18 protein-coding genes and 1 tRNA gene are annotated in these 17,624 nt (G+C 63.9%); 8 read left to right on the plus strand and 11 right to left on the minus strand.

The window, feature by feature from the left end; genetic code table 11:
* Positions 1-13: 13 nt before the first annotated feature.
* The 5 genes from AU465_RS22055 to AU465_RS22075 form a co-directional block, all read right to left on the minus strand.
* Complete coding sequence (locus AU465_RS22055) at positions 14-544, minus strand: dihydrofolate reductase family protein (protein WP_192252912.1); 531 nt, start codon at positions 542-544, stop codon at positions 14-16.
* 203 nt (positions 545-747) lie between these two features.
* Positions 748-1,311, minus strand: coding sequence for a hypothetical protein (locus AU465_RS22060; protein ID WP_192252916.1), 564 nt, complete (start codon positions 1,309-1,311; stop codon positions 748-750).
* 121 nt (positions 1,312-1,432) lie between these two features.
* A complete protein-coding gene (locus AU465_RS22065; RefSeq protein WP_192252919.1) occupies positions 1,433-1,780 on the minus strand; it encodes a hypothetical protein in 348 nt (115 codons plus the stop codon).
* A 15-nt stretch (positions 1,781-1,795) separates the two neighbouring features.
* Positions 1,796-1,872, minus strand: a tRNA-Arg gene (locus AU465_RS22070).
* Between the two features lie 188 nt (positions 1,873-2,060).
* The gene (locus AU465_RS22075) at positions 2,061-3,554 is read right to left on the minus strand and encodes a sensor histidine kinase (RefSeq protein ID WP_192252922.1); all 1,494 of its coding nucleotides are present in this window, start codon (positions 3,552-3,554) and stop codon (positions 2,061-2,063) included.
* Between the two features lie 256 nt (positions 3,555-3,810).
* Here AU465_RS22075 and rpmH point away from each other — a divergent pair, with 256 nt between their 5' ends.
* The 5 genes from rpmH to yihA all read left to right on the plus strand — a co-directional run bounded on the left by rpmH (position 3,811) and on the right by yihA (position 7,716).
* Positions 3,811-3,945 (plus strand): 50S ribosomal protein L34, encoded by a 135-nt coding sequence (gene rpmH / locus AU465_RS22080; RefSeq protein WP_008833937.1) that lies wholly within the window; start codon positions 3,811-3,813, stop codon positions 3,943-3,945.
* A 16-nt stretch (positions 3,946-3,961) separates the two neighbouring features.
* On the plus strand, positions 3,962-4,315 hold the full coding sequence (rnpA, locus tag AU465_RS22085; RefSeq protein ID WP_192252925.1) for a ribonuclease P protein component: 354 nt from the start codon (positions 3,962-3,964) through the stop codon (positions 4,313-4,315).
* A gap of 7 nt (positions 4,316-4,322) precedes the next feature.
* Complete coding sequence (yidC, locus tag AU465_RS22090) at positions 4,323-6,143, plus strand: membrane protein insertase YidC (RefSeq protein ID WP_192252928.1); 1,821 nt, start codon at positions 4,323-4,325, stop codon at positions 6,141-6,143.
* A gap of 266 nt (positions 6,144-6,409) precedes the next feature.
* Positions 6,410-7,048 (plus strand): CatB-related O-acetyltransferase, encoded by a 639-nt coding sequence (locus tag AU465_RS22095; protein WP_192252931.1) that lies wholly within the window; start codon positions 6,410-6,412, stop codon positions 7,046-7,048.
* Positions 7,045-7,716 (plus strand): ribosome biogenesis GTP-binding protein YihA/YsxC, encoded by a 672-nt coding sequence (gene yihA, locus AU465_RS22100; RefSeq protein ID WP_210325200.1) that lies wholly within the window; start codon positions 7,045-7,047, stop codon positions 7,714-7,716. The genes AU465_RS22095 and yihA overlap by 4 nt, the downstream gene beginning before the upstream one ends.
* Before the next feature lie 75 nt (positions 7,717-7,791).
* Here the strand turns inward: yihA and AU465_RS22105 are convergent, their stop codons facing one another.
* Together AU465_RS22105 and AU465_RS22110 are read right to left on the minus strand one after the other, a co-directional pair.
* Positions 7,792-10,242, minus strand: a complete 2,451-nt coding sequence (locus tag AU465_RS22105; RefSeq protein WP_376774880.1) for a DNA translocase FtsK — start codon at positions 10,240-10,242, stop codon at positions 7,792-7,794.
* 141 nt (positions 10,243-10,383) lie between these two features.
* Positions 10,384-11,082 (minus strand): TetR/AcrR family transcriptional regulator, encoded by a 699-nt coding sequence (locus AU465_RS22110; protein ID WP_192252935.1) that lies wholly within the window; start codon positions 11,080-11,082, stop codon positions 10,384-10,386.
* Between the two features lie 138 nt (positions 11,083-11,220).
* On the opposite strand from AU465_RS22110, the gene AU465_RS22115 reads away from it, so the two are divergent.
* Entirely contained in the window at positions 11,221-12,405 is a 1,185-nt protein-coding gene (locus AU465_RS22115; RefSeq protein ID WP_192252938.1) for an HlyD family secretion protein, read from the plus strand.
* Positions 12,406-12,535: 130 nt separating this feature from the next.
* Positions 12,536-14,143 (plus strand): DHA2 family efflux MFS transporter permease subunit, encoded by a 1,608-nt coding sequence (locus AU465_RS22120; RefSeq protein WP_192252941.1) that lies wholly within the window; start codon positions 12,536-12,538, stop codon positions 14,141-14,143.
* A 97-nt stretch (positions 14,144-14,240) separates the two neighbouring features.
* Here the strand turns inward: AU465_RS22120 and msrB are convergent, their stop codons facing one another.
* The 4 genes from msrB to AU465_RS22140 all read right to left on the minus strand — a co-directional run bounded on the left by msrB (position 14,241) and on the right by AU465_RS22140 (position 16,952).
* Positions 14,241-14,744, minus strand: a complete 504-nt coding sequence (gene msrB / locus AU465_RS22125; RefSeq protein ID WP_192252943.1) for a peptide-methionine (R)-S-oxide reductase MsrB — start codon at positions 14,742-14,744, stop codon at positions 14,241-14,243.
* 196 nt (positions 14,745-14,940) lie between these two features.
* Positions 14,941-15,498 carry a fasciclin domain-containing protein gene (locus AU465_RS22130; RefSeq protein ID WP_192252946.1) on the minus strand — a complete coding sequence of 186 codons (558 nt, stop codon included), beginning with the start codon at positions 15,496-15,498 and terminating at the stop codon, positions 14,941-14,943.
* A gap of 195 nt (positions 15,499-15,693) precedes the next feature.
* Positions 15,694-16,416, minus strand: coding sequence for an anti-sigma factor (locus AU465_RS22135; RefSeq protein WP_192252976.1), 723 nt, complete (start codon positions 16,414-16,416; stop codon positions 15,694-15,696).
* Positions 16,413-16,952: a sigma-70 family RNA polymerase sigma factor gene (locus tag AU465_RS22140; RefSeq protein ID WP_192252949.1), complete on the minus strand. Its 540-nt coding sequence runs from the start codon at positions 16,950-16,952 to the stop codon at positions 16,413-16,415. Before AU465_RS22140 ends, AU465_RS22135 begins: the two co-directional genes overlap by 4 nt.
* A 145-nt stretch (positions 16,953-17,097) precedes the next feature.
* On the opposite strand from AU465_RS22140, the gene AU465_RS22145 reads away from it, so the two are divergent.
* A partial coding sequence (locus tag AU465_RS22145; protein WP_246506315.1) for an amidase family protein occupies positions 17,098-17,624 on the plus strand: 527 nt, incomplete at its 3' end.

Below are 17,624 nucleotides of genomic sequence, written 5' to 3' on the forward strand. Positions count from 1 at the left end.
AGGACGATTGGGATCAGGCAGGAACGTAGGTCAACCTGATCACATCCTCGCCGATCCGATCAATGGTCATCAGGCGGAGCGGCGGCCGAGGTCCGGCGAAATATGGCTTGCCGTGACCGAGCACGACGGGGTGCAGGTAGATTCGATACTCATCGATCAAGCCTAGTTCGGCGAGGCTTTGCGCCAAATCCGGGCCGGCAATTTCGATCTCTCCGTCGCGCTCGGCCTTCAATGCGCGGATCGCGCCCTCGAGATCATCCTCGATAAGCCTGGCGTTGGGGCCGACAGACTTCAACGAGCGCGAGACGACCCATTTCGGCTGGTTCCGCCATGCCGCCGCGAAGGCATGTTGCTCTCTATCCCATTCAGGATGATCGTCGTCCCAGTAGCGCATGACCTCATACATCCGGCGGCCGTACACACTGCCCGCCTGCCCTTGAGCTTCCTCGATGAAGTGGTGGAAGAGCGTGGAGCTTGGCGCAAACTCCATATGATCGACATAGCCGTCCAGCGACTGGTTCATGCCGAACACGAGCTTGGCCATATCCGTTCCCTTTAAATGGCACATCCACGCAGGCCTGATTGCGTTATGCAATCACTCGTAAGCTAGATCGACTGGTTTTATATCGCAATTGGTTTTTTGGAGTGCGCGCTATCCAGCTGCGCTACGGGCGCGTAACAGGCCATGGCGCGCCTTTGAGAGGCAAGGGGTACCGATCAGGATTGGCCAACTGCCGCGATTGCTCGCTATCTGACACCGTTCATGGCTTGGTCGAACTCAATTATGGTGACGGTGTTATCGTTTACTATTGCGAACCGGTTGGTGGCAGGATCGAAGGCCATGGGCGGCGGCACATCGAGACCCCAAATAATGCTGCTTTCCTGAAGGCCTGACCGCAACTCGGTCCACACATGGACAACTTTGCCGGTCGAAAGATCGATCAGCTTAGGATGTCGATAAAGCGAAAGAACAAAGCGTTCACCGACCGGGAGGATCGTTCCGGCCTGTTCCTCCAGTTGGAATGCCTGGAGGCAGGTTCCTTGAATCACGTCGTAGACAGCCAGCCCAAGCGGTCGCAGGCGCAGCTCACCGTCATCCTCGACATTATCTTCTTGGTATTCGGTCGAAGCGGCCACAGCGAAACGGCGATCATCGAGCCAGCAGGCCGAATTCTCCTCGACCAATCCCGGGTTAGACGCCGTGGGAAGATCCTGGCCCTTATCCAGGTGGCTCGGATTCACAAGGGCCTGCGCAACATCGAAGGAAACCACGAGACTTAGCGGATGCCAGACCCAACCAGCACTGAGCAACCGCGTCCCACCTGGGCTCACAGCCAAGCGCGAATGGAAAAAGTCGGAACGCTTTCTATCCGCCGATTCGGTAAGCAGTCGACCGGTTTCCGCATCCTCCAGGTCAATGCGGCAGTAGTCTCTAGGGCAATGAGCGAGCAGAACGCGGCGTCTGGGCCATCGAACAGAGCAACCGGATACTCGTACGCATCCGCATGATAGAAACTGCGGTCAAGTTCACGAATGATCCTTCCGCCGCGAAGCAGAAGCCCTTTCGTTCCCAGCCTTTCGTAGACCACGGCAAAGCGGCCATCCGGCGATGCTGTTGCGGCATCGAAAAGCGATAGCCATAATTTACTTTTTCGCTGCGCTCCGTACCGTCGGCCGCGAATGCGCGGCCGCCACCGATCCAATCGACGAGTTCATCACCGCGCCAACAGAGCGAACGGATGCCGGTTGCTTTGAAGCTTGAGTGCGAAAAGAGAGCCATGAGGCATTACCGAAATGGCGCGCCCGAAGAGATTCGAACTCCTGACCCCCAGATTCGTAGTCTGGTGCTCTATCCAGCTGAGCTACGGGCGCGCAACAGGCCGTGCATGACACAAGCCCCACGATCCGGTCGAGACGACCGGCCGCGATGTGGAGTGTTCCCTAACGACTGAATTTCGGAAAAGCAAGCCGATCCGGCAAAAGTTTTGTCGCAGGCGTTCGGGGGCTGTTTGTCCGAGCAATCCGGACGCCGCCAGACAGTTTCACAAAGAGACCCTTGATCAAGCCGGCCGGCGCAAACTTCCGCGCGCTTGGTCGAGGCGCACCGGCTGGTCGGGAATGGTGACGGCGAAGACCGTGCGACCGCCGATCGATTCGACGAGCTCGACCGTGCCGCCATGGGCGCGGATCAGCTCATAGGCGATCGCCAGGCCAAGACCGGTGCCGCCGCTGCGCGCCGAGCCGCGGAAGGCGGCGAACAGATTTTCGCGCGCCTTGGGCGGCAGGCCGGGGCCGGTATCTGTGACGACGATGCGGCTGACGCTGCCCAGGCGCTCGGCCGAAACGGCGAGCCGGCGCACCACCGCACCCTCGGTATCGGCGGCCATCGCCTGCACCGCGTTGCGGCAGAGATTGGTGAGCACGCGGAAGAGCTGATCGGAATCGGCGTCGACCTCAAAGGCGTGCTCGACGGCATTGATGAACTCGATGCCTTCCTCGATGTCGAGCAGGCCGTGCACGTCATCGACCAGCTGGCGCAGCCTGAGCCTGCGGCGCGACGGCGCCGGCTCCTGCGTGCGGCCATAGGCGAGCACGCCTTCCGAATAGGCGACGGCACGGTCGAGCGCGCGCAGCAGTTTCGGCGCGAAGGACTGCACGGTCGGGTCCTTCACCTGGCGCAGGCGGTCCGACATCAGCTGCGCGGAAGCGAGGATGTTGCGCATGTCGTGGTTGATCTTCGAGACGGCAAGGCCGAGGTCCGCAAGATGCTTCTGCTCGGAAAGCATTTTTTGCAGCCGATCCTGCATCTGAGCCAGCTCGCGCTCGGCGACGCCGATCTCGTCGGAGCGCTCGGTTGGGCAGATTATGCGCCCGGGATCGTCTGGCGCCTCGGAGAAGGACAGGATCGAGCGCGTCATGGTGCGGATCGGGCCGATCATGATCAGGTCGATCGCCGCATAGACGAGCATGGCGGTGAACAGCGAGATCAGCAGCGAGACGACGGCGACGTTGCGCGAATAGCGCAGCATCGCATTGCGCAGGCTGTAGTCCGGCATGATCAGCTCGAATTCCTTGTCGCTGTCGCCGACCGGGCCGAAGACGCGCAGCATGCGGTTGCCGCCGACGAACAGCGTCTCCAGCGCGCCGGTCATGCCGTTGACCAGGCCGACATTGGCGATGTCGATATGCTCGTCAACCTTCGGCGGCATGTCGGCCACGACCAGCAGTCGCGAGACGCCGCCGTCGCGCACCGCGATCGCCTTGGCGCCGATCGCCATCAGCACGTCGTTCTGGGCGGTGTGCGACAGCGAGTTGGGCTCGCCCTGCAGCAGAACGATCGAGACGGCGGCGGCGGTGCTCAGCCGCTCCTTCAGCCAATTCACCCGGTAGCTGGCGATCCAGGGCAGGAAGATCAGGATTTCGGCGAGCAGCACGAAGACGATGGTGAGAAGCAGAAGCTTGGTCGACAAGCCGCGCGACAGCGGCACCCGGCGCGGCGAGCTCACCGCATCCGGGCGTGCCTTTTCATCCGTGGACGGGACTTCACTCGTCATGACGTGGTCTTCACGAAGGCTTGATCGGCCAAGATTATGCGATTTGCGGCTTTTTTGCCAATTTCGTCGCCGGCGCCGCAAAAAAATCGCCCGCGGCAGGCCGGATTGACTTCCAAAAACCTTCTTTCTATAAGCCCGCTCACGCTCGGGCCATTCGTCCCGGCGCGGTTTCGATCGCGCCTAAAACCGGCCCGGCAAAGCTCCTGTTACAGAGTGACAGAATCAAGAAGGGCCGCACGCCGCGGTATTAAAACAAATGAAGCGTACCTACCAACCGTCCAAACTCGTCCGCAAGCGCCGGCACGGTTTTCGTGCCCGCATGGCCACCAAGGGTGGCCGCGGCGTCGTCGCAGCCCGCCGCAACCGGGGCCGCAAGCGGCTCAGCGCCTGAGCGAAAGACGAGATCGTTGCCCGCACCCGGCAAGCCAAAGGGACAAACTCCCGGGCGGCTTCTGAAACGCGCGGATTTCCTGGCTGTGCGCGGCGGCGAGAAGCGCCGCGGACGGCTTTTTCTCGTCGAGGTTCTCGACCGTGGCGACGACCATGCGCCGCGCGTCGGCTATACCGTCACCAAGAAGGTCGGCAACGCCGTGGTGCGCAACCGCGTCCGGCGGCGGCTCAGAGAAGCCGTTCGCACGCATGCCGCCGATGACATGGCGCCCGGCAATGACTATGTCATCGTCGGGCGCGAAGACGTGCTTGCCATTCCGTTCGGCCAGTTGAAGGCCGAGCTCTCCTGCCGGCTGCGCGGAACACGATAGGCTCTCCATGGAAAACAACCGCAATTTCTTCATCACCATCGCGCTGTCGGTGCTGATCCTGACGCTGTGGCAGGTGTTCTACATGAACCCGCGCATGGAGCAGCAGCGCGAGCAGGCCCGCATCGAGCAGCAGCGCACCGAAGCGCAGAAGAAGGAAGCGGGCGGCGCCGCCAATTCCGGCGCGGCAGGCACTCAGGCTCCGGCGCCGGGCACCATTCCGAGCGCGCCGGGCAGCGAGGCCGTCACGGCGGCCGGCCGTGATCAGGCGGTTGCGGCGTCGAAGCGCATCAAGATCGACACGCCGAGCCTCGAAGGTTCGATCAACCTCACCGGCGCGCGCCTCGACGACCTGAGGCTGAAACACTACCGCGAGACAGTCGACAAGAACTCGCCCGAGATCGAGCTGCTCAACCCCTCGTCGCTGCCCAATGGCTATTTCACCGAGATCGGCTTCGTCGGCAACGACAAGACCGGAGCGGTGCCGGGCTCGGAGACGGTGTGGAGCGTCGATGGCAACCCGACGCTGACGCCGGCGACACCGGTGACGCTGACCTACACCAACGACAAGGGCCTGACCTTCAAGCGCACCGTCTCGGTCGACAACGACTATATGTTCACGGTCTCCGACACCGTGCAGAATTCGGGCAGCGCACCCGTCTCGCTGTTCAACTACGGCCGCGTCACCCGCTACGACAAGCCGGCCGTCGCCAGCACCTATGTGCTGCATGAGGGCCTGATCGGCTATACCGGCGCCGAAGGCCTGCAGGAGCACAAATACGCGGCGATTGAGAAGGACAAGCAGTTCCAGCCGGGCAAATCGACCGACGGCTGGCTCGGCATCACCGACAAATACTGGGCGGTGACGCTGGTGCCGACCGAAAAGCAGCCGTTCCAGCCGCGCTATGCCTATTTCGAGGACGGCCGCCACCGCTATCAGTCCGATTTCCTGACCGACCCGATCAATGTCGAGGCCGGCCAGTCCGCCACGGTCGAGACCGAGGTGTTCGCCGGCGCCAAGGAAGTCGCCAAGATCAACGCCTATGAGGAAGACCGCCACATCAAGCGCTTCGATCTCCTGATCGACTGGGGCTGGTTCCACTTCATCACCAAGCCGATGTTCTGGCTGATCGACACGCTGTACAAATTCTTCGGCAATTTCGGGCTGGCGATCCTCGCCACCACCGTCATCGTCAAGGCCATCTTCTTCCCGCTCGCCAACAAGTCCTACGCGTCGATGGCGAACATGAAGAAGGTGCAGCCGAAGATGCTGGAAATCCGCGAGAAATACGCGGACGACAAGATGAAGCAGCAGCAGGCGATGATGGAGCTCTACAAGACCGAGAAGATCAATCCGCTCGCCGGCTGCTGGCCGGTGGCGCTGCAGATCCCGGTCTTCTTCTCGCTCTACAAGGTGCTCTACATCACCATCGAGATGCGGCATGCGCCGTTCTTCGGCTGGGTCCACGACCTTGCGGCCCCGGATCCGACCTCGCTGTTCAATCTCTTCGGGCTGCTGCCGTTCGCGCCGCCGGCGTTCCTGCCGCATATGGGTGCCTGGGCGGTGGTCATGGGCATCACCATGTTCCTGCAGATGCGCATGAACCCGGCGCCGCCGGATCCGACGCAGGCTGCGGTCTTCACCTGGATGCCGGTGATCTTCACCTTCATGATGGGCAGCTTCCCGGCCGGCCTCGTCATCTACTGGGCCTGGAACAACACGCTCTCGATCCTGCAGCAGGGCGTGATCATGAAGCGCCAGGGCGCCAAGATCGAGTTGTGGGACAATCTGGCGGCGCTGTTCCGCAAGAAACCATCGCCAGCGGAATAGCCGGCATCACATCACCGAGAACGAAAACCCCGGCTTGCCCGGGGTTTTTGTTGTCGCCGGAAACTCAGGCCGGGCATTCCTCGTAGCTTTTCCAGTCCTCCCCAATAACGCCGTGACGGCTTCCGGCGCAGCGACGCCGGTGTTTGGGAGGTCATCCGGCAGACAGGGGTCCGGCGCTGCCTCGCGGGGCCCCGGTTGCGCGGGTAGACCGCACCGGCGCATGCCCATATAAGCTCCGCTGTCGCTGCAAGGCGGACGGAGCAGCCATGACTGGACCCAATCCCCACATCAAGCATCCGATTGCGATGCATCCGCGCATCGGCTTCCTGAAGCCGCTGGTCACCGCGCCGAACATCGAGATTGGCGACTTCACCTATTATGACGATCCCGACGGTCCCGATAAATTCGCCGAGAAATGCGTACTGCACCACTATCCCTTCATCGGCGACAGGCTGATCATCGGCAAGTTCTGCGCCATAGCCGAGGGCGCGCGCTTCATCATGAACGGCGCCAACCATGCCATGTCGGGATTCTCGACCTGCCCGTTCAACATCTTCGGCCATGGCTGGGAGGAAGGTTTTGACCCTGAGACCTGGTCGAAGGAGATCCGTGGCGACACGGTGGTCGGCAATGACGTCTGGATCGGCATGGATGCGGTGATAATGCCGGGCACCAATATCGGCCATGGCGCGATCGTGGCGGCGAAATCAGTTGTCACGCATGACGTGCCGCCCTATGCGATCGTCGCCGGCAACGCGGCCAAGGTGGTGAAGATGCGCTTCGACGAGTTCACGGTGCGACGGCTTTTGAAAGCGGCCTGGTGGGACTGGCCGGTCGACAGGATCAGCCGCAACCTCGACGCCATTCGTGGCGCCGACATTTCAAAGCTGGAGGCCGCGGTTTGAACGCGCCGGATAGAACCACGAGCGAAACTGCGATAAGTCCGGATCTGTTCACCCGCGCGTGGATCTTCATCCGCGGTGTGCCGTCGATGAAGTTCCTGCCGCCGGAAGGGCCGCCGGAGATCGCCTTCGCCGGCCGCTCCAATGTCGGCAAATCGTCGCTGATCAACGCGCTGGTCGGCCAGAAGGGGCTGGCGCGCACCTCGAACACGCCGGGGCGCACGCAGGAGCTCAACTATTTCGTGCCGGACGGGTTTTCCGGCGAGGGCGCGGACCTGCCGCCGATGGCGCTGGTCGACATGCCGGGCTATGGCTACGCCAGCGCGCCGAAGGACAAGGTCGACGCCTGGACGAAGCTGATCTTCGAATATCTGCAGGGGCGCGTGACGCTGAAGCGCGTCTATGTGCTGATCGATGCCCGCCACGGCATCAAGGCCAAGGACGAGGAAGTGCTGTCGCTACTCGACAAGGCGGCCGTATCCTACCAGGTCGTGCTGACCAAGACCGACAAGATCAAGGCGGCCGGCGTGCCGAAGCTGGTCGAGGAGACGCTTGCCAAGATCAAGAAACGGCCGGCGGCGTTTCCGGTGGTTCTGGCGACGTCATCGGAAAGGGCCGAGGGGCTTGACGAGCTGCGCGCGGCGATCGCGCTGGTGGCGAACGGCGGCTGAAGTCCGCAGAAACCTCGTCAGGTCAGACCAGGCGGGACCAAAGCCGTATGGCCGGCTTGAGCCGCCCGATCCTGCTCAATCCGTTTCGTCGCGTTCCGGCGTATGGTCGCGCCGGCCGGCAAGGATTTCGCGCTTGCCGACATGGTTCGGAGTGCCGACCAGGCCTTCCTTCTCCATGCGTTCGACCAGCGAGGCGGCGCGGTTGTAGCCGATGCCGAGGCGGCGCTGGATGTAGGAGGTCGAGCATTTCTTGTCGCGCTTGACCACTTTGACGGCTTCCTCGTAGAGGGCGTCGCCATCCTCGGCGTCGACCGAGCCCTTGTCGAAGACCGGACCCGCGTCGGCTTGATCTTCCTCGGCTTCCTCGTCGGCGGTGACGGTATCGAGATATTCCGGGCGCCCTTGCGCCTTCAGATGCGCCACGACGTGCTCGACCTCCAGGTCGGAGACGAAGGGGCCGTGCACGCGCACGATGCGGCCGCCGCCGGCCATATGCAGCATGTCGCCCTGGCCGAGCAACTGCTCGGCGCCTTGCTCGCCAAGGATGGTGCGGCTGTCGATCTTGGACGTTACCTGGAAGGAGATGCGGGTGGGGAAATTGGCCTTGATGGTCCCGGTGATGACATCGACCGACGGGCGCTGCGTGGCCATGATCAGGTGGATGCCGGCGGCACGCGCCATCTGCGCCAGCCGCTGGATGGCGCCTTCGATCTCCTTGCCGGCCACCATCATCAGGTCGGCCATCTCGTCGACGATGATGACGATGTAGGGCATCGGCGCGAGGTCGATCTCCCGTTCCTCGAACAGCGGCTCGCCCGTGCCCTTCTCGAAGCCGACCTGCACCTGCATGACCACGACCTCACCCTTGTCGCGGGCGGCTGCGGCGCGCTGGTTGTAGCCGTCGATGTTGCGCACGCCGAGGCGCGCCATCTTGCGATAGCGCTCCTCCATCTCGCGCACCGCCCATTTCAGCGCGGTGACCGCCTTCTTGGAATCGGTGACGACCGGCGTGAGCAGATGCGGGATGCCGTCATAGACGGACAGTTCCAGCATTTTGGGGTCGACCATGATGAGGCGGCATTCCTCGGGCTTCATCCGGTAGAGCAGCGACAGGATCATGGTGTTGATGGCGACCGATTTGCCCGAGCCGGTGGTGCCCGCGACCAGCAAATGGGGCATCTTGGCCAGGTCGGCGATGACCGGCTCGCCGCCGATCGTCTTGCCGAGGCCGAGCGCCAGCCGGCAGGACGTATTGCGGAAGCCGGCCGATTCGATCAGCTCGCGGAAATAGACCGTCTCGCGGGTTTCGTTGGGAAGCTCGATACCGATGACGTTGCGGCCCGGCACGACGGCGACGCGCGCCGAGATGGCCGACATGGAGCGGGCGATGTCGTCGGCCAGCCCGATGACGCGGCTGGATTTCACGCCCGGCGCCGGCTCGAACTCGTAGAGCGTGACGACAGGACCCGGCCGAACGTGGATGATCTCGCCCTTGACGCCGAAATCCTCGAGCACGCTTTCAAGCAGGTCGGCGTTCTGCTCCATCCGCTCCTGCGACATGTAGAAGCCCTGGCCCTCCGGCGGCATCTGCAGCAGATCCTCGGCGGGAAGCTCGTAGCCGGCCGAAGCAGCCGGCGGCGTGACCTTGCCGGCGACGGGGAGGGACGGCGCTGATCTCGCGGCCCGGACGCTCTTTGCGACGGAACCATGCGCTGCGGGCTCCGCTGCGGGCGCCAGCGGTTCGATCTCCACCGGAGCGGGCCAGACGGCGGACGTGCCGGCCGGCGCCGTCACCGGGACTGAGCTTGCGGCGGGCCTATTCGAGCGCCATTCGATGACGCGGTAGAACGAAATCGCCTCGCCCATGGAAGCGGCGCGTGATGGGCTCGGCTGCGCCGCCGGAGCAGCATGTACGGGCACGGGAGCGACCGGCTGCGCCGGATCGTTCAGGCGTGCCCGCGCCAGGCGCTCGGCGAGCAAGGGCATGCTGAATTCGAAAAACGCATCGTCGGAAAGATAGGACCAGCGAAATTTCGACGGCTGCGGCTTTTGCGGTGGAGTGGCGATCGCCCGCGGCGGCGCTGCGATGGCCTGCGACGGCGTCACAGGGACGGCGGAGGCCGTGGCGGGAATCGCCCGGATCGCATTGGCCGCCTGAGGGGCCGACGCCGCAGGGCGGATGGGATTGCCGGTGGGGGCTGCCGTCTTGGCCGGCGCTTCAGCATCCGGCTGCGGTGCGGGCCGCCTGTCGGAGTCCGGCGTGCGGGTGAAACGCACATTGGGCGCGAGGAAGAAATATTGCTGCCAGGCGGGATGGCCGAACTCGCCGCCGCCGGTCGAATCGAACGAGGCGGCGGCGGCCGAATCGCCTTCAATCGGGTCCCGCAGCGTGACGACCCGCCCCGTCTGTCCTTGCGGCGGCGAGGCCGCGCCATGGTCCCGCGCCTCCGCCGCACGACGGTGATCGTCGTTGTCGTAAGCGGAAGCGCCGGAAGGATTGGCACGGGAGAAGCGCATGGATGTCATACTCGAGACTCATCGAACAAACGTGTCCCGAGACATAGGAACCGATGGTTAACAAGACCTTCCGACAGGCACCGGAAAGGAGGCTGACCGATGGTCGAGTTGCAATGGAAGGAGGGGGTGCCCAGCCGGCGCGGTGACCGGTCAGGTCGGTTCCGACGCCGTCTCCTCGGCGGCAAGCGTCGCGGTGCCGTAGGCCTTCAGGAAGACGTTCACGCCGGAGCGCACGACATGGTCGATCTCGGCCTGGCTCGGCGCCTTGGTACGATAAGAAAAGATGCACTGGCGGAACAGGCCGGCGAGGCAAAGGTCCGTGAACTGATAGGCGGCGAGGTCGACGTCGTCGACCTCGAGCAGGCCGCGTTCGATGGCGGCATCGAGGAAGGTCACGAACTTGTCGTGACCGCGCTTCGGGCCGCGCTCATAGAACCGCGCGCCAAGCTCGGGAATCCGGTCGGACGCGCCGATCACCGTGCGCTGCGCCTGGATCACTTTGGCCGAGGTGATCTTCATGACGAGCACCTTGCCGAACTTCACCAGCGTCTCGCGCAGGTCGTCGGCATGGTCCAGGACGTCATACATGTTCTTGAAGATGGTGCCGCGCTCTTCCTCGATGAGGGCCTCGAACAGCTCTTCCTTGTTGGCGAAATAGACGTAGATCGTGCCCTTGGAGACGCCGGCCTCGCGGGTGATGTCGTTCATGGACGCGGCCTCGAAGCCCTTGTCGATGAAGACGCGGCGCGCGCCCTCGATGATCTGGGCGCGCTTGATCGGATCCTGCCCGGCCGCGGGACGGCCTTTGCGCAGGTCGAGCAGATCGCTATCGGCTGTCGTTTCGACCATTGAAGTCATACCTCACGAAATATTTCGAACCGTTCGGTTCGATTTGCTCTTGATATGGGCCTCTTTCCGTACTATGTCAACGAGCAATTCGAACCGAACGGTTCAGTCTGACTGACTTACTTACCTAGAGAGATTATCATGTCCTCGAACGCGCCCGCTACCGCCGAAGTCCGCACGTTTCCCAACGCCAAGGTCCAGCCGTCGACCGAAGCTCCGGAAGTGCCCGTGCAGCCCGCTCCCGTCACGCCTGCCGAAGCGCCGGCCAAGAAGAAGCGCTCTCTCCGTTCGCTACTCCTGCCGATCATCGGGCTCGCCCTCCTCGGCGCCGGCTCCTGGTATGGCTATAACTACTGGACCGACGGCAGGTTCATGATCTCGACCGACGACGCCTATGTCCAGGTCGACATGTCGTTCGTGTCGCCGAAAATCTCCGGCTATGTGGATAAGGTGCTGGTGAGCGAGAACCAGAGGGTCAAGGCCGGCGATCCGCTGTTCGTCATCGACGACGGCGACTACAAAATAGCGGTTGCCCAGGCCGAGGCGCAGATCGCCACGCTGGCGAAGACGCTCGACCGCATCGATGCCCAGACCAAGGCCGCGCAGGCCTCGCTGGCGCAGGCCGAGGCGCAGAAGATCGCAGACCAGGCGGCGGCCGACAACGCGGCGCGCGCCCAGGACCGCGCGGCGCAATTGCTCAAGACCCGTGTCGGCACGCAGGCGCAGTTGGACGACGCCCAGACGGCGCTCGACCAGGCCAAGGCAGCGCTTGCCGGCGCCGACGCGCAGATCACCGCGGCGCAGGCCAATATCGGCGTGCTCGAAGCCCAGCGCGTGGAATCCGCAAGCACGCTCGCATCGCTGCAGCTCACCCGCGACAAGGCGCAGCGCGACCTTTCCTTCACCGTGCTCAAGGCGCCTTATGACGGCGTCGTCGGCAACCGCTCGGTCGAGCAGGGCGACCTCGTCAGCCCCGGCCAGAAGCTCGCCGTCGTCGTGCCGATGGACAAGCTCTACATCGTCGGCAACTTCAAGGAGACGCAGCTTGGCCGGCTGGTGCCCGGCGAGAAGGTCCGCATCACGGTCGACGCCATCGACGGCCAGACTTTCGAGGGCACGGTTTCGTCGCTGGCGCCGGCTTCGGGCGCGGTGTTCTCGCTGCTGCCGCCGGAAAACGCCACCGGCAACTTCACGAAGGTCGTTCAGCGCGTGCCGGTCCGCATCGACGTGCCGGCCGATGTGCTGAAGACCGGCAAGCTGCGCGCCGGCCTGAGCGTCGTTGTCGCCGCCGACAGCCGCACCGCGCCTGCCTCGACGACCAACTGAGCACTTTGGGGGGCGGCCCGGTGGCCGATCGAGCGCCGGGCCGCCCCGCCTGCAAGCTATTTGTTCTGACGCAGTCCGAATGGAAAACAGCCACGCGCTATTCCCGGAATTGCCGTAGGGAGGCCATGACATGGCAACCGCAACCATCACCGCAGGATCAATACCGGCACGGCCGGTGGCTGCCGCGCCCGCCGCCGACCATATGCCGGTGCGCCGCGTCATCGCCTTCCTGGCGATGGTGTTCGGCATGTTCATGGCGATCCTCGACATCCAGATCGTCTCGGCCTCGCTGGCCGAGATCCAGGCGGGCCTGAGCGCCAGTTCCGACGAGATCCCGTGGGTGCAGACCGCTTACCTGATCGCCGAGGTGGTGATGATCCCGCTGTCGGGTTTCCTCAGCCGCATGCTGTCGACGCGCGTGCTGTTCACCATCGCCGCCGCCGGCTTCACCGCGGCCAGCGCGCTTGCCGCGACCGCCACCAACATCGATCAGATGATCGTCTACCGCGCCATCCAGGGTTTCATCGGCGGCGGCATGATCCCGAGCGTGTTCGCGGCCGCCTTCACCATCTTCCCGCCGTCGCGGCGCGCAGTCGTCTCGCCGATGATCGGCCTGGTGGCTACGCTGGCGCCGACCATCGGCCCGACGGTCGGCGGCTATATCAGCCACGCCATGTCCTGGCATTGGCTGTTCCTGGTCAATGTCGTGCCCGGCATCCTGGTGACGACGGCGGCCTGGTCGCTGATCGACTTCGACAAGCCAAACCTCAAGCTGTTCAGCAAGTTCGACTGGTGGGGCCTTGCCGGCATGGCCGCCTTCCTCGGCTGCATGGAATATGTGCTGGAGGAAGGCCCGAACAATGACTGGCTGCAGGACCAGGCGGTGTTCATCTGTGCCATCGTCATGACCATCGGAGCGGTGGTGTTCTTCTGGCGCGTGTTCACCGCCGAGGAGCCGATCGTCGACCTTCGCGCCTTCAGCAACATCAACTTCGCCTTCGGCTCGATGTTTTCCTTCGTCATCGGCATCGGCCTCTACGGGCTCACCTATCTCTATCCGGTGTTCCTGGGGCGCATCCGCGGCTACGATTCGATGATGATCGGCGAGGCGCTGTTCGTCAGCGGCCTCGCGATGTTCTTCACGGCGCCCATCTCCGGCATCCTGTCGCGCAAGATGGATCTGAGGCTGATGATGATGATCGGCTTCTTCGGCTTCGCCACCGGCACGTGGTGGATGACGCATCTCACCGCCGACTGGGATTTTTATGAGCTGCTCGTCCCGCAGATCCTGCGCGGCTGCTCGATGATGCTGTGCATGGTGCCGATCAACAACATCGCGCTCGGCACGCTGCCGCCGGAGCGGCTGAAGAACGCGTCGGGCCTGTTCAACCTGACCCGCAATCTCGGCGGCGCCGTCGGCCTGGCAATCATCAACACGGTGCTGATCGACCGCAACGCCTTCCACTATGCAAGGCTCTCCGAGCATGTCGAGTGGGGCAGTCAGGCAGCCCAGACGAAGCTGCAGAACATGACGTTGAACTTCGAGCAGACCGCAGGTCTGGACGCCACGAGCGCCGCGATCTCGAAGCTGTCCGGCATGGTCCAGCAGCAGGCGGCGCTGCTCTCGTTCATGGACGTGTTCTTCATGCTGACGGCTTTGTTCGCCACGCTCGGATTGTTCGTCCTGTTCATCAACAAGCCGGCCGACCAAAGCGGCGGTGGCGGCGGAGGCCATTGAGGAGCCGGAACCCCCGCCTGGCATCCTCAACACGTGACCCCGGAAATCGTCGCCGATTTCCGGGGTCATTTCTTTTGGAGAGATGGAAGGGCTGCGTTCAGGCGGCCGCCGGCTTGAAGCTCAACGCCACGCCATTGATGCAGTGGCGCAGACCGGTAGGCGGCGGGCCGTCATCGAAGACATGGCCGAGATGGCCGCCGCAACGCCGGCAATGCACCTCGGTGCGCGTCATGCCGAGCGAACGGTCCTCGGTCTTGCCGATGGCTTTGGGAATCTCCTGCCAGAAGCTCGGCCAGCCGGTGCCGGAATCGAACTTCGTCTCCGACGGATAGACCGGCAGGTCGCAGCCGGCGCAGGCGAAGATGCCTTTGCGGTGCTCGTTGAGCAGCGGGCTGGTGCCCGGATATTCGGTGCCCTGCTTGCGCAGCACGTCGAAGGCGGCGTCCGAAAGGATGGCGTGCCATTCGGCGTCGGTCTTGGTGACCTCGAATGTCTCGGCGGCCAAAGCCGGCTTCGCGCCGCCCATGCGCAACGCCGCTCCGGTTCCGACGATGAGGGCAGCGGCGGCGGCACCGCTCCAGAGAAAGTCGCGACGGTTCATGGCCTTTCCTCCTGACGTCTTGTTGCAAACTATGGCGCCGCCGGAAAATCAAAAGCCGGTGACGGTCCGCGCGCCACTCCGCGTCGACCCAAACCCTGGCGATGCGGAGCGGCGCTTGACGGCAACACGGATTGTGGGAGGGAGAACCGTGCGGCCGGCGGGGACACACCTCATTTCGCCGGCCGCACGCGCTTTGTTACATCTTCGGCAAGAGAACCTTGTCGATGACGTGGATGACGCCGTTCGACTGGCGCACGTCGGCGATGGTGACATGGGCGACATTGCCGTTCTCATCGGTCACCGTGACCTTGCCCTTTGCGGACTTCAGCGTCAGCGCGCAGCCGCCGACGGTCTTGACCTCATGCGCGCCGCCATCGGCCTTGGCCATCTTGGCGACATCGGCGGCCATCGCCTTGGCGGCGATGACATGGCAGGTGAGGATCTTGGTCAGCTTGTCCTTGTTCTCGGGCTTGAGCAGCGTCTCGACCGTGCCGGCAGGCAGCGCGGCAAACGCCTCGTTGGTTGGGGCGAAGACGGTGAACGGGCCGGCGCCCTGGAGGGTGTCGACCAGGCCGGCGGCCTTGACGGCGGCGACCAGCGTGGTGTGGTCCTTCGAATTGACGGCATTCTCGATGATGTTCTTCTTGGCATACATCGGCGCGCCGCCGACCATCGGATTGGCGGCATAGGCAACGGCGCCGAGCGCGGAAAGGCCGATCGTAGAGGCGAGCAAAAGGGTGGCGAGTTTACGCATGGTGTCAGTCTCCTCGGGTTGTTTTTCCCGTTCGTGGGAACGCGAAGAGATACGGGCGAGGAAAAACTTAGTTTCGCGAACCTCCAAGATTTTTTGTTTGTCGGGCAGAATTCAGATTACGCCACGCCTGACCGCATGAAAGCGCGTCTTCCGCTGCACCACCGGCAGATAGACTTCTGCTAATCTTTGAAAACGTCAGATGCCCTTCAGATCGCCCGCGGCGACGACGGGGCCGGTCGGCTGGCCGGTCGGCGAACCGCCGGTCGGCTCGAGGCTGACGGCGAGCACGGCGCCTTGCGCCAGCTTCTGCTGGACGGCCGGCGCGACGGCCATGCGCGCCGTCTGGCCGGTCGGGATGACGCCCATCGAGACCGGCGCATTCTTGCCCTCGATCATCCAAAGTTCGAAATCCTTGCCGGCGCCGCGCTCGCCGGAAACCAGCGAGAGGCCGACCTCGTGGCGCGCCGCGTCATAGACGGCGAGGTATTTGACGTTGCTGTTGTCGGCGGCGAGCGAGGCGACCAGCCTGGTCTCTGGCTGCGGCACCGGCGGATTGACGAAAGGCAGCGCGACATAGACGGCCAAAGCCGCAATCGCGGCGGCCGCGAGGCCGCGCCAGAAGGCAAGGCTCCCCAGCAGGCCGGCGCTGGGGGCGGCGGATGTGGCGGCCGAAGAGGTAAACAGCCTACGGTCGATCGCCGCCTTGACCGATGCCGGAGGCTCGACCGCGGCATAGGCAGACGCCATCGGCGCGAAGTGGACCTCCCAGGCATCGACCAGGCGGGCAAACGCCGTCTCGGTGTCGATGCGGCGGGACGCGATCTGGCGTTCATCGGCCGCCAGAACGCCGAGAACGTATTCGGCGGCGAGCAGATCGTCGCCTCCGCGTTCCGGTCCGTTGTCTTCCGCCAGCGTCATCTTTCCAGACATTCTCTCAGTTTGAGCAGGCTTCGCCGCAGCCAGGTCCGCATCGTGTTCAGCGGGACCTTGTGGCGCTCCGCCAGCTCGGCATAGCTCTCGCCGTTGAGATAGGCGCCCCGGACGGCCGCCGCCCGGTCTTTCTCCAGTTCGTCGAGACAATGGTAGATGCGTTCGGTCTCGCCGCCCGCGACAGCCATGGCCTCAGGTCCCGGCGTCGGATCGGCGACGTCGAGGGCCGCATCGATGCCGACAGAAGGACCGCGCCGCGCCCTGATGCGATCGATTGAATGGTTGCGCGCAATGGCCACCAGCCAGGAAATCGGGCTCAAATCGGAAACCGCGAAACGGTCCGCCTTCGTCCATATCTTGACAAAGACATCCTGCAGCGCTTCTTCCGCCTCGCCCTTGTCCCTCAATACACGAAGGCAAACGCCGAAAAGTTTCCCGCTGGTCTGCTTGTAGAGCAGATCGAACGCAGCCCGGTCCTTCATCGAAGTCCGGACGATCAGCTTGCTGATGTCCTGGGGCCCCATGCGGGCAAATTAGAAGATTGCGATTTATTTGCAACGGGCCGCCGAGGGCTTTGTCCGCCAAAGACAGTCGGGCCATTGGTCTATCGAATCCCGATTTCGATTTGCAGCTTCATGCGATAGCCTTCGCCAAAAGAGGGGAGCGGCAATGTCGATCGAGCGCGTGCTTTGGGAACAGGATGCGACCGGACTTGCCGCGCTCGTGCACAGGCAAGAGATCTCGCCGCAGGAGCTGGTCGACGCGGCGATCGCGCGCGCCGAGGCGACACGGCCCGACATCAATGCCATAGCCACGCCGCTCTACGACACCGCCAGGGCGCGGGCGAAAGCGATCGACCGCAAGCTGCCGCTCGCCGGCGTGCCCTTCGCGCTGAAGGATCTCGGCATCGGCATCAAGGGCGTGCCGATTCATGGCGGCAGCCGCATCCCGGCCTTCACGGCGGACTACAATTCGGTGATGGTCGAGCGGTATCTGGCCGCCGGGTTAATCCCGATCGCCACCAGCACCTCGCCCGAGCACGGGCTGCGGCTGATGACGGAATCGGCCCGCTTCGGCATCACCCGCAATCCCTGGAATACTGGCCACACCACCGGCGGCTCCTCGGGCGGATCGGCGGCGCTCGTCGCGGCGGGCGCGGTGCCGGCGGCGCACGCTTCCGACGGCGGCGGCTCGAT

This window comes from Mesorhizobium silamurunense, from assembly GCF_014843905.1.
GTDB classification, from domain to species: domain Bacteria; phylum Pseudomonadota; class Alphaproteobacteria; order Rhizobiales; family Rhizobiaceae; genus Mesorhizobium; species Mesorhizobium silamurunense.

Coding starts and splice junctions, on each gene's coding strand:
- AU465_RS22075 (WP_192252922.1), bottom strand. CDS start 3,554: ATGACGAGTGAAGTCCCGTCCACGGATGAAAAGGCACGCCCGGATGCG.
- AU465_RS22095 (WP_192252931.1), top strand. CDS start 6,410: ATGACTGGACCCAATCCCCACATCAAGCATCCGATTGCGATGCATCCG.
- yidC (WP_192252928.1), top strand. CDS start 4,323: ATGGAAAACAACCGCAATTTCTTCATCACCATCGCGCTGTCGGTGCTG.
- AU465_RS22105 (WP_376774880.1), bottom strand. CDS start 10,242: ATGACATCCATGCGCTTCTCCCGTGCCAATCCTTCCGGCGCTTCCGCT.
- AU465_RS22055 (WP_192252912.1), bottom strand. CDS start 544: ATGGCCAAGCTCGTGTTCGGCATGAACCAGTCGCTGGACGGCTATGTC.
- AU465_RS22135 (WP_192252976.1), bottom strand. CDS start 16,416: ATGACGCTGGCGGAAGACAACGGACCGGAACGCGGAGGCGACGATCTG.
- AU465_RS22110 (WP_192252935.1), bottom strand. CDS start 11,082: ATGGTCGAAACGACAGCCGATAGCGATCTGCTCGACCTGCGCAAAGGC.
- AU465_RS22120 (WP_192252941.1), top strand. CDS start 12,536: ATGGCAACCGCAACCATCACCGCAGGATCAATACCGGCACGGCCGGTG.
- AU465_RS22140 (WP_192252949.1), bottom strand. CDS start 16,952: ATGGGGCCCCAGGACATCAGCAAGCTGATCGTCCGGACTTCGATGAAG.
- rpmH (WP_008833937.1), top strand. CDS start 3,811: ATGAAGCGTACCTACCAACCGTCCAAACTCGTCCGCAAGCGCCGGCAC.
- AU465_RS22115 (WP_192252938.1), top strand. CDS start 11,221: ATGTCCTCGAACGCGCCCGCTACCGCCGAAGTCCGCACGTTTCCCAAC.
- AU465_RS22065 (WP_192252919.1), bottom strand. CDS start 1,780: ATGGCTCTCTTTTCGCACTCAAGCTTCAAAGCAACCGGCATCCGTTCG.
- AU465_RS22130 (WP_192252946.1), bottom strand. CDS start 15,498: ATGCGTAAACTCGCCACCCTTTTGCTCGCCTCTACGATCGGCCTTTCC.
- msrB (WP_192252943.1), bottom strand. CDS start 14,744: ATGAACCGTCGCGACTTTCTCTGGAGCGGTGCCGCCGCCGCTGCCCTC.